The 10,752-nt window shown below is 35.8% G+C and carries 13 protein-coding genes; 8 read left to right on the top strand and 5 right to left on the bottom strand.

The features are described 5' to 3' along the window. Positions 1-185: integrase core domain-containing protein (locus tag KQI71_RS09435; protein WP_216435691.1), on the top strand; the 185-nt coding region annotated here is incomplete at its 5' end. Positions 186-208: 23 nt separating this feature from the next. Here KQI71_RS09435 and KQI71_RS09430 read toward each other — a convergent pair. The 4 genes from KQI71_RS09430 to KQI71_RS09420 all read right to left on the bottom strand — a co-directional run bounded on the left by KQI71_RS09430 (position 209) and on the right by KQI71_RS09420 (position 2,907). Continuing rightward, positions 209-430 carry an IS3 family transposase gene (locus tag KQI71_RS09430; protein ID WP_216435689.1) on the bottom strand — a complete coding sequence of 74 codons (222 nt, stop codon included), beginning with the start codon at positions 428-430 and terminating at the stop codon, positions 209-211. A 41-nt stretch (positions 431-471) separates the two neighbouring features. Further along, the gene (locus KQI71_RS12530) at positions 472-687 is read right to left on the bottom strand and encodes a hypothetical protein (RefSeq protein WP_253288015.1); all 216 of its coding nucleotides are present in this window, start codon (positions 685-687) and stop codon (positions 472-474) included. A 66-nt stretch (positions 688-753) separates the two neighbouring features. After that, entirely contained in the window at positions 754-1,050 is a 297-nt protein-coding gene (locus KQI71_RS12525; RefSeq protein ID WP_253288014.1) for a transposase, read from the bottom strand. A gap of 84 nt (positions 1,051-1,134) precedes the next feature. Continuing rightward, positions 1,135-2,907 (bottom strand): aminopeptidase P family protein, encoded by a 1,773-nt coding sequence (locus tag KQI71_RS09420; protein ID WP_216435687.1) that lies wholly within the window; start codon positions 2,905-2,907, stop codon positions 1,135-1,137. 176 nt (positions 2,908-3,083) lie between these two features. On the opposite strand from KQI71_RS09420, the gene KQI71_RS09415 reads away from it, so the two are divergent. Next, complete coding sequence (locus KQI71_RS09415; RefSeq protein ID WP_216435685.1) at positions 3,084-4,304, top strand: 6-phosphofructokinase; 1,221 nt, start codon at positions 3,084-3,086, stop codon at positions 4,302-4,304. A gap of 39 nt (positions 4,305-4,343) precedes the next feature. On the opposite strand, the gene KQI71_RS09410 is transcribed toward KQI71_RS09415, so the two are convergent. After that, positions 4,344-5,171, bottom strand: a complete 828-nt coding sequence (locus tag KQI71_RS09410; protein WP_216435683.1) for a YihY/virulence factor BrkB family protein — start codon at positions 5,169-5,171, stop codon at positions 4,344-4,346. 326 nt (positions 5,172-5,497) lie between these two features. Here KQI71_RS09410 and licT point away from each other — a divergent pair, with 326 nt between their 5' ends. The 6 genes from licT to manA all read left to right on the top strand — a co-directional run bounded on the left by licT (position 5,498) and on the right by manA (position 10,751). Further along, positions 5,498-6,328: a BglG family transcription antiterminator LicT gene (licT, locus tag KQI71_RS09405; protein WP_216435682.1), complete on the top strand. Its 831-nt coding sequence runs from the start codon at positions 5,498-5,500 to the stop codon at positions 6,326-6,328. A 225-nt stretch (positions 6,329-6,553) separates the two neighbouring features. Beyond that, on the top strand, positions 6,554-7,540 hold the full coding sequence (locus KQI71_RS09400) for a PTS sugar transporter subunit IIB (RefSeq protein ID WP_216435680.1): 987 nt from the start codon (positions 6,554-6,556) through the stop codon (positions 7,538-7,540). A gap of 39 nt (positions 7,541-7,579) precedes the next feature. Beyond that, the gene (locus tag KQI71_RS09395) at positions 7,580-8,377 is read left to right on the top strand and encodes a PTS mannose/fructose/sorbose transporter subunit IIC (RefSeq protein WP_253288013.1); all 798 of its coding nucleotides are present in this window, start codon (positions 7,580-7,582) and stop codon (positions 8,375-8,377) included. A 20-nt stretch (positions 8,378-8,397) separates the two neighbouring features. Continuing rightward, positions 8,398-9,309, top strand: coding sequence for a PTS system mannose/fructose/sorbose family transporter subunit IID (locus tag KQI71_RS09390; RefSeq protein ID WP_216435678.1), 912 nt, complete (start codon positions 8,398-8,400; stop codon positions 9,307-9,309). Between the two features lie 108 nt (positions 9,310-9,417). After that, on the top strand, positions 9,418-9,789 hold the full coding sequence (locus KQI71_RS09385; RefSeq protein ID WP_216435676.1) for a DUF956 family protein: 372 nt from the start codon (positions 9,418-9,420) through the stop codon (positions 9,787-9,789). A gap of 26 nt (positions 9,790-9,815) precedes the next feature. Next, a complete protein-coding gene (gene manA / locus KQI71_RS09380) occupies positions 9,816-10,751 on the top strand; it encodes a mannose-6-phosphate isomerase, class I (protein ID WP_216435675.1) in 936 nt (311 codons plus the stop codon). The last annotated feature ends 1 nt before the right edge of the window (position 10,752 follow it).

Raw genomic sequence — 10,752 nt, 5'->3', positions numbered from 1 at the left:
ATAATGCTCCTATGGAACGTTATTACAATACTCTCAAGAATGAACTGGTTCATCATCATTCCTATCATTCTGAGAAAGAATTATATACATCCATTGAAGAATTTGCGTACGTTCATTACAATCACGAACGACCGCATTCTTACAGCAATTATCAAACGCCTTTTGAGGCACGCTACGGGATATAAATCCTGTAGCAATAAAAATTAGGTCAAAGTGTTACAAAAAAGCTTGACCACAACAATGTAACCTGAAGACCTAGTTTTTGCATGATTCTTTGAACTTTTTTCTTGTTAACAACAATGTTTTGGTTTCGAAGTTCTCCAACGATACGTCGGTAACCATAGTCTTTATGTAACTTCCTAATTTCGAGAATCTTTTCTTCCAGTTTCTTATCAGGATTTTCTTTATCTAATCTTTTTTGCCAATACATAAAAGTTGCTTTTGGCATTCCTGTATATGAGAGAAGGTCTTTTAGTTTGAACTGTCTTCGGAGGCTGCAGATGATTCGTGCCGTTCTCTCATTTTTTCTTCGTCCTCTAAACGCAACTTCCTCAGTTCTTTTAAAAAAGCATTCTCTATTCTCAATTTTAGAAGTTCATCTTCTAATTCTTTTACATGCTCAGCACTTGTATCAATATTTTTTTCTTCAACCGGCTGAAGGTTGTTTTGTTCCGTTGGCTTATTCATTGTCTTTTTCCGACCTTTCTGACGAGGTCTCAATCTATCTGGTCCAGCAACTCTAAATGCTTCAACTCATTTACTTATTGTAGCATAATTAGTAATGCCATTTGCTAGTGCTAATTCTTCATAAGAAACCTCATTTGTTAAATATAATTCTACCATATGAAGTTTAAATTCAAAAGAATAAGTTTCTCTTTTTCTACTTCGCTTTAAACCTTCATCACCGAATTCTTGATAGTTATGAATCCACTGACGAACCTGTTTTTCACTTTTAATGTTGTATTTTGGGGCTAAAATAGTAGAACCAATTTTTCCATAAAGATATTCGAACACTACTTTTTTCTTAAATTCAAATGTATATTTAGCCATAAAAAAACCGACCTCCAATCGTTAGATTTTAGGTCTAACTTTTGGGGGTCAGTTCAAATTTCCTGGTTATTTTTTTATTTTAAATTAACAAAGTTGTGTTTTCAGCCATTTTGTTTCCTCTGGTGTTAGATATGGAGAAATTGTATCATATACTAGTTTTTGATAAGAAGATAAGAGTGCTTTTTCTTTTTCATTGAACAGAGAAAAGTCAATACCATCAAGATCAATTGGAACTAAAGTTAATGGTTCAAATTCTAAGAAAGCACCATATTCGTTTTGCCGTTGCTTTTTACATAAAAGCATGTTTTCTGTACGAATTCCATATTTGCCGGGAATATAGACCCCAGGTTCATCAGTTGTTACCATACCAGGCTGTAAGATGGCATCCATTTTTTCAGGATTGGTTCTCCAACGGAAGGCATTTGGACTTTCGTGTACTCCAAGAAAATATCCAACACCGTGCCCAGTACCACACCGATAATCCATACCTTCTTCCCATAATGGTTCTCTTGCAACAATGTCAAGACTACTTCCACGACATCCAAAAAGAAATTTTACGTCAGCAAGCAATAACATAGATTTGCATACAAGAGAGAAATGATGACGTTCTTCATTAGAAATTGGGCCAAGGATAAAAGTTCTTGTAATATCTGTTGTACCACCATAATATTGTCCGCCAGAATCAATTAAAAGCATTCCTTCAGGTTTCAATTCCACATCAGATTCCTCGGTAGATTGATAATGCATCATGGCAGCGTGTTCTTTATAAGCACAGATTGTATCGAAACTTGGGCCGGTGTAATCGATTTGTTTTTTTCGCTCTTCTTCCAGATGTTCACTGACAGAACGTTCGGTCATAGGAATTTTTCCAATTTGTGTTTTGAGCCAGTACATAAATTTTGTGACGGCAACGCCATCGTAAATATGACATTGTTTTAAATTTGCAATTTGAATTTCATTTTTTATGGCTTTTAGAAGTTGTGTTGGATTCTCGTCACAAATAATCTTACATTTGAATAATCGTTTATAATGCAAGTAATTTACATAGTTGGGATCCAGAAGGACAAGGCTGTGTTGTTCACTTAGAAAAGAATCAATTTCTGAATAATCGAGTACAGTTACCTGTTTTTCATGTAAAGATTGTAGTACAGCGGCAGAAAGGCAAGTTTGCCGTACAAAAAGATAACTTTTTTCTGTTGTGATCCATGCATAGCTGTAAAACAGCGGTGTACATAAGATATCATCGCCTCTAAGATTAAACAGCCATGCAATATCTGGGAGAGAGGAAAGAAAAAAACTATTTGCTCCTTGTTTTTCCATAGCAGTCCTGATTTTTTTTAGTTTGGATTCATAAGTTTCACCAGTATAATTTAATTCATGTTCATAAATTGGCATCTTTGTAATGGCAGGCCGATTGTCCCATATTTCTTCTACAAGAGTCAGATCTGGCTGAAAAGTAGCTTTTTTGTGCTTGATAATTTTTGCAATCTTATTTCCGTAATCGGCTGAAATAAATAATCCATTGGTACCAAGAACATCGCCTTCGTTAAGTTGCTCTTCTAAAAATTCAAGAATTGTGGGAACGCCATCGACCCCTTGGCGCATAAGGCGGATACGGGAAGAATCAATCTGTTGTTCTGCCTGTGTAAAATAACGACCATCCGTCCAAAGCCAGCAGTTTTGGGTTCCAACAACAAGAGTACCTGCTGATCCAGTAAAACCGGAAATAAATTGTCTGCATTTGAAATAGTCATCGACGTATTCCGATTGATGTGGATCCTCGCTTGGAATTAGATAATAAGTGATTTTTTGCTCTTTCATAAGAGCCTGTAATTTTGATAAATTTGTTTTTAACATAAAGGAAAGACCTCCTGTTTCTATTTTATCGATTTGTTTTCTCTTAGTATACAGGAACAAAAAACATTCGTCTATATCAAATCTTCGAAAATATATTTCGACAAAATAGTACAAAGTTCTTGACAAAATGGTGTATAATTGATACAAATACTTGTCGAATATTAAAGGAGGTTTCTATGAAAAATATGTTGGTTGCCCAGTCTGGAGGGCCGTCAGCCGCAATTAATGCTACAATTACAGGTGTGATTGATGCGGGGTTGGCAAGTAAAGAAGTAGGACATGTATATGGTGCACTTAATGGGATCAAAGGTGTACTAAATGAAAATTTTGTTTTACTAGATGATGCATGTAGTACAAAAGAAGACAGGGATTTGCTTTCGATTACACCAGCGGCGGCTTTGGGATCATGCCGTTTAAAGCTTAAAGATCCAGAAAAAAATTCAAAAGAATTTGAAAAAATTATCAATATTCTTCGAAAACATGAAATTGGATATTTTATTTATGCGGGTGGAAATGATTCTATGGATACCGTTTATAAATTATCTAAGTATTGTGAACAGCAGGGAATTGATGATATTAAGATCATGGGTGCGCCCAAGACAATTGATAATGATCTTGGTGAAACAGATCATTGCCCTGGATTTGGATCTGCAGCAAAATTTATTGCATCTGTTTTTTCTGAAATTGCATGCGATAGCTTTGTTTATGATGTGCCATCGGTAACGATTGTTGAAGTTATGGGGCGGAATGCAGGATGGCTGACAGCAAGTGCAGCGTTGGCAAGAGTTAAAGAAAGAAGAGCTCCTCAATTAATCTATCTTTGCGAAGTAGCTTTTGATGAGGGACGTTTTCTTGATGATTTAAGAAAAGCATTAAAAAAAGAAAATAATATTATTGTTGCAGTCAGTGAAGGTGTCAAAACAGCAGATGGAAACTATGTCGGAGAAGAGACAAAATCTGGAAAAGAAGATGTGTTTGGACATAAATATTTATCTGGTGTTGGAAAGTATCTGGAAGGGCTTGTTTCAGAACAGATTGGATGTAAAGTTCGTTCGATTGAATTAAATGTTTTACAAAGATGTGCAGGACATATGTTAAGTGAGACTGATATCATTGAATCAAGAAATCTTGGAGCATTTTCTGCGATCAGTGCAATTCGCGGAGAAAGTGGAAAAATGTCTGCAATCGAGAGAACATCCAATGATCCGTATCTGATTACATTGAAGCTAGCAAATTTATCAAAGATTGCAAACTTTGAGAAAAAAGTTCCTTTGGAATGGATTAGTGAAGAAGGAAATGATATAAAAAAAGAGTTAGTAGATTATTTAAGACCATTGATTCAAGGAGAAGTTAATATTCCATATGAGAATGGTGTACCAAAACATTTTGTGCTATAAACGAAAAAATAAGAAAACAAAAAATGGCATGCTGCAGCGTCAGCGTGCCATTTTCTGTTTTTGCTTATAAAAATAGTTATTGGTTTCTGCTCCGACAAAAAGAATCATCATGCAAAAATATAACCAAAATAGAGTCATAAGAATACTAGTAAGTCCTCCATACATGATATTGAACATTTTAAAATTGTCGAAATACATAGAAAAGAAGAAGGAAATAATAATCCATCCAATCGATGTGATTAGTGCTCCGGGAAGTACTTCTTTTGTCTTGAAATTCTCGCTTGGAAGAAAGCGGAACATAATAATAAAGACAATAATAAAAATTGCAAAGGCAAGAATAAAACGTATGACTGCAAAAACGAGATGTTGGTTGGCAAGAACTGGTTCAAAACGATAGAGCTGCAAGAGAAGTGAATTTCCAAAAAGCAGCAAAACCATGCCAAATAATACAGCGATTGCCATCAATGCAATATAAATACTTGAAATAAACCGGAGGACGAAATAATTTCGTTTTTCTTCAATTTCATGAATCGTATTTAGTCCTGTCATCATTGATAAAATTCCTTTGGAGGCAGACCATAATAAAGTCAAAATCGTAAATGACATATAAGTTGTTGTAAGTTTCCCATTTAAAGAATGAATGATTGGAATAAAAGAGGCACTATACTGTTTTGGTAGGTACGTCTTTGCAAGTTCAATCATATCAGAAGGGGTAATTGGGAAAAAACGCATCAAACTTAGGACAACAATTAAAAATGGAAAAAATGAAAGAACCGTGAAAAAGGCTGCTTGTGCAGAAAAAGCAGTAATATGATCTTTCTGCGCCTTGTCGACAATCGATTCGATCATGGAAATAAGTTTTATCATAGTTATACTCCGTTCCATACGAAAATCCGTTTTAGCCAATCTATCGTATCATAATCAGCAAAATTGCACAAGTCAGTTCATAATTCTTAAGAATTTATAAACAAATTCTAAAAAAATCTTGACCTGAATGTGGATATCTGATAAAATAATAACAAGTTAAGAGAGAATGACAAGCGGATTGTTACTGGTAGGGCAGGCGAAACCAGCTTATAGGATTTTATGAATAAAGAAGTCTGTGAGTTTGGGGGAGCCTATTTTTTTGCAGTTTGTTTGTGACAGATATTTATACTAGTTCTCAAATATATCTTAACATATGAGGTAAGGCTGTGACAATTACAAAAGTTGTAAACAATAATATTGTAATTTCGAAAGATGACAGCCATAGAGAAGTCGTGTTGATGGGAAAAGGATTAGGTTTCCAGAAGCATATAGGCGATCTGATTGATCGGCATAAAGTTGAGAAGACTTATGTTATGAAAGATCACGGGATGACCCATAGATTTCAGGAAATGGCTGCAGATATACCGATCGAACGCTTAAAGGTTTGTAATGAGATCATTCAGTATGCGAAAGATACTTTACAGAAGAACATTAATGATAATATTTATATCTCTTTAACGGATCATATTAATTTCGCCATTGAAAGAGTAAAGATGGGTGTACCATTTCAAAACCCGTTTTTATGGGAAATTAAGAAATTTTATTATCGAGAATATTTAATAGGAAAAGCTGCGATCGGAATGATCGAAAGAAGATTAAAAATAACGCTTCCTCCAGATGAGGCAGCATTTATTGCACTGCATATTGTGAACGCAGAATTAGACTTGGATATGACAAAAATGGTATCCATGACAAAGCTTGTAAATCATATTTTAAAGATCGTAGATGATTGTTTTCCTGGACAGATCGATAAAGAATCTGTTTTTTATGAACGATTTATTACACATTTGAAATTTTTTGCACAGAGAATTTTTGCAGGGAAAGAAGTAGAAAGTGATGATGAAGAGTTTCAGGAAATTATCCGGAATAAATATCAAGAATGCGTTGATTGTGTGGAAAAAATTCGCGTTTATATTAAAAAGACATGCAATCACAATGTAACAGATGAAGAGATGATGTATTTAACAGTTCACATCAAGAGAGTTACGACAAAATAAAAGTTTATAATTTGAATAAATCAGGATTGTTACTGGTAATGCAGGCTAAACCTGGTTTGAGTGATAGATTTTATAATCTTAATTTACTATGGGAAAATTCCATGGGATTTTAAGGAACAAAAAAATAGATCATTCAGACCAGGTTTTTTATTTTATAAGAAAACGGTTTTGTTCTTATAAAAATAGATATAGCTTATGAAAATATAGAAAAGGAGGAATAAAGTAATGGTAGGAATTATTCTTGCTACACATGGTGATTTCGCCAAAGGTATTTTGCAGTCTGGATCCATGATTTTTGGTGACCAGCCAAATGTACAGGCTTGTACTTTACAGCCAAGTATGGGACCGGAAGATATCAGAAAACAGATGGAAGATGCCATTGCCGGATTCGAAAACCAGGATGAAGTACTATTTATGGTTGATTTATGGGGTGGAACTCCATTTAATCAGGCCAACGGACTGATCGCAGGACATGAAGATAAGTGGGCAATTGTTGCTGGACTGAATCTTCCAATGCTGATCGATGCATATGCATCCCGTATGACAATGGAAACAGCGCATGAGATTGCAACTCAGATTTCCGGAAGTGGGAAAGAAGGAGTTAGAATTTATCCAGAATCGCTGGAACCAAAGAAAGAAGAGGCAGCACCTGCAGCGGGAGCAGCAGTACCTCAGGGAGCAATTCCAGAAGGAACAGTTCTTGGGGATGGACATATCAAGATTGGTCTTGCACGTATTGATACCCGTCTGTTACATGGACAGGTAGCTACAACATGGACAAAGATGGTAAATCCAGATCGTATCATTGTTGTATCTGACGCGGTATCAAAAGATGAACTTCGTAAGAGAATGATCATCGAAGCAGCACCTCCAGGGGTAAAAGCTCATGTTATTCCGATCAAAAAGATGATCGAAGTGTCCAAAGACCCTCGTTTTGGTGCAACAAAGGCACTGCTTTTATTTGAAACACCTCAGGATGTATTAAAAGCAGTAGAAGGTGGAGTTGATATTAAAGAAATCAACCTTGGTTCTCTTGCACATTCCACAGGAAAAGTCGTTATTACAAAGGCTGTAGCTATGGGAAAAGAAGATGTTGAAACTTTTGAAAAATTGATTGATAAAGGTATTACTTTCAATGTACGTAAAGTCCCAAGCGACTCTCCAGAAAATATGGATGAAATGCTTAAAAAAGCAAAAGCAGAATTAAAGTAACCATAAAACAGTAAATAAAAATATATAGGAGGAATTATCATGTCAGTTATTTCAATGGTATTAATTGTTATCGTTGCATTCCTGGCTGGTATGGAAGGTATTCTGGACGAATTTGAATTCCATCAGCCACTGGTAGCTTGTACATTGATCGGACTTGTATCTGGTCAGCTTGTTCCTTGCGTTATCCTTGGAGGTACTCTTCAGCTAATCGCATTAGGATGGGCAAACATTGGTGCCGCAGTTGCACCGGATGCTGCACTAGCTTCTGTAGCTTCTGCTATCATTCTTGTTCTTGGAGGACAGGGAAAAGCAGGTGTTTCTACTGCAATTGCAGTAGCAATCCCTCTAGCAGTCGCTGGTTTATTTTTAACAATGATCGTACGTACACTTTCTGTAGTTTGTGTTCATCAGATGGATGCAGCTGCTGAAAAAGGAAGTTTTGCAGGAATCGAATTATGGCACATTATTGCTATTTGCTTACAGGGAATTCGTATTGCAATCCCTGCAGCAGCATTACTTGCAATTCCATCATCAACGGTAGCTCATGCATTAAATAGCATGCCTGCATGGTTAACAGATGGTATGTCTATTGGTGGTGGTATGGTTGTAGCTGTAGGTTATGCAATGGTTATTAACATGATGGCTACAAAAGAAATCTGGCCATTCTTTGCTATTGGTTTTGCTCTTGCAGCTGTTTCAGATTTAACATTAATCGCATTAGGTGTTATCGCTGTATCTTTAGCTTTAATTTACCTGAAACTGTCTGAAAGCGGTGGATCAGGAAATGGTGGAAGCAATACAGGTGATCCACTTGGTGATATCCTAAATGATTATTGATTGAGAAGGAGGTAAGAAAAATGGCAGAAAAAATTTCATTATCGAAAAAAGATCGTTTATCCGTTGCATGGCGTTCTACTTTCCTTCAGGGATCATGGAACTATGAACGTATGCAGAATGGTGGTTGGTGCTTCGCAATGATCCCAGCTATCAAGAAATTATATAAAAATAAAGAAGATCAGGTTGCAGCATTAAAACGTCATCTGGAATTCTTTAATACACATCCATATGTAGCATCTCCTGTTATTGGTGTTACACTGGCTCTTGAAGAAGAAAAAGCAAATGGTGCGCCTGTAGAAGACAGCGCCATCCAGGGTGTAAAAGTAGGTATGATGGGACCTTTAGCGGGTGTTGGTGATCCAGTATTCTGGTATACAGCAAGACCAATCCTTGGAGCTTTGGGAGCTTCTCTTGCAATGGGTGGAAGCATCCTTGGACCAATCATTTTCTTCGTTGTATGGAACATTATGCGTTGGGCATTTATGTGGTATACACAGGAATTTGGTTACAAAGTAGGAACAAAAATCACAGAAGACCTTTCTGGTGGTTTGCTTCAGAAAGTTACAAAGGGAGCATCTATTCTTGGTATGTTTGTTCTTGGTGCCTTGATTGAGCGTTGGGTAAGTATCAATTTTACACCTGTTGTATCTAGCGTTAAATTAAGCAAAGGTGCTTATATTGATTGGAATAGCCTTCCTAATGGAGCGGCAGGAATTAAAACAGCATTAGCACAGCAGGCAGCGGGATTATCTTTAACACCTGAAAAGGTAACGACGCTTCAGGATAACTTAAATTCCTTGATTCCTGGATTTGTGCCATTACTGTTAACACTGCTTTGCATGTGGTTATTGAAGAAAAATGTTTCTCCAATTATCATTATCATTGCTCTGTTCATCGTTGGTATTGCAGGACATGTTGTTGGATTATTATAATCAAGCAGAAAAAAGAGCCCGGATTTCCGGGCTTTTTGCTTATACAAGAATTTTTTCTTGTATAAGCAAAAAATATGGTATACAATACAGAATCGGAGGATTTATAATATGGTACAGTCTATCAATACAAAAGTTGATCTTGTGATCAAAGCAACTTCTTATCAGGGACTTAATAGTTACGGAAAAATTATGATTGGAGATAAAGGGTTTGAGTATTATAATGATCGTAATGTTAATGATTATATACAGATTCCGTGGGAGGAAGTTGATTATGTAATTGCATCGGTGATGTTTAAAGGTAAAAAAATTCCTCGTTATGCAATTCAAACAAAGAAAAATGGAACTTATACGTTTGCATCAAAAGAGCCAAAGAAAGTTCTTCGTGCGATCAATCAATATGTCGCATCTGATCATATGGTAAGATCCTTAAGTTTCTTTGATGTATTAAAACGTGCGTTTAAATCCAAGTTAAAAAAATAAAGGTGTAGAGTGAGAAAGGAAGCGCTATGGGACACATTTTAAAAATGGAGCCAGTATTTAAAGAAATGATTTGGGGAGGACATAAACTACACGATGTGTATGGATATGAAATTCCAAGTAATCATACAGGAGAATGCTGGGCAATTTCTGCTCATAAAAATGGAGATTGTACAATTGCGAATGGGGAATTTAAAGGGGAAACATTATCAAATCTTTTTAAAGATCATAGAGAATTGTTCGGAAACGTTAAAGGGGATCAATTTCCATTGCTTGTAAAGATTATTGATGCTAAAAATGACCTTTCTGTTCAGGTGCATCCAGATGATGCGTATGCAAAAGAACATGAAAACTCTCTTGGAAAAACAGAATGTTGGTATGTTCTGCAGGCAGATGAAGGAACAAAAATGGTGATGGGACATCATGCAAAAACAAAGGAAGAATTTGTAAAAGCAATTCAAAATGATGATTACGATAATCTGTTGAATGCATTTGAAATTAAACAGGGAGATTTCTTTTATATTCCGTCTGGAACACTTCATGCAATCTGTAGCGGTTCTTTAATCTATGAAGCACAGCAGTCTTCAGATATTACCTATCGTGTTTATGATTATCATCGAAAAGGTGTGGATGGAAAAGAAAGACAGCTTCATGTAAAACAGTCAATTGATGTAACGAATGTTCCAGCCAATATTGATCAGAATAAAAAGTTTGCAAAAACAGATCTTGAGAATGGAACAAAAACAAGATATGTAGATAGTGAATTTTTTAAAGTAGACCGTTATGTTTTAAATGGAAAAAATACGATTATGAATGATGCGCCATTTCAAATGGTCAGTGTGACAGAAGGAAATGGTATCATGGAAGGAACATCAGTAAAAAAGGGAGATCATTTTGTTATCTGTTCTGATCAGAAAGAAACCGTTTTTGATGGAACTATGGAACTTATGATCACAACATTATAAG

The organism is Anaerostipes sp. MSJ-23 (assembly GCF_018918155.1).
Classification (GTDB): domain Bacteria; phylum Bacillota; class Clostridia; order Lachnospirales; family Lachnospiraceae; genus Anaerostipes.
This window is presented reverse-complemented; position numbering and strand designations above follow the sequence as displayed.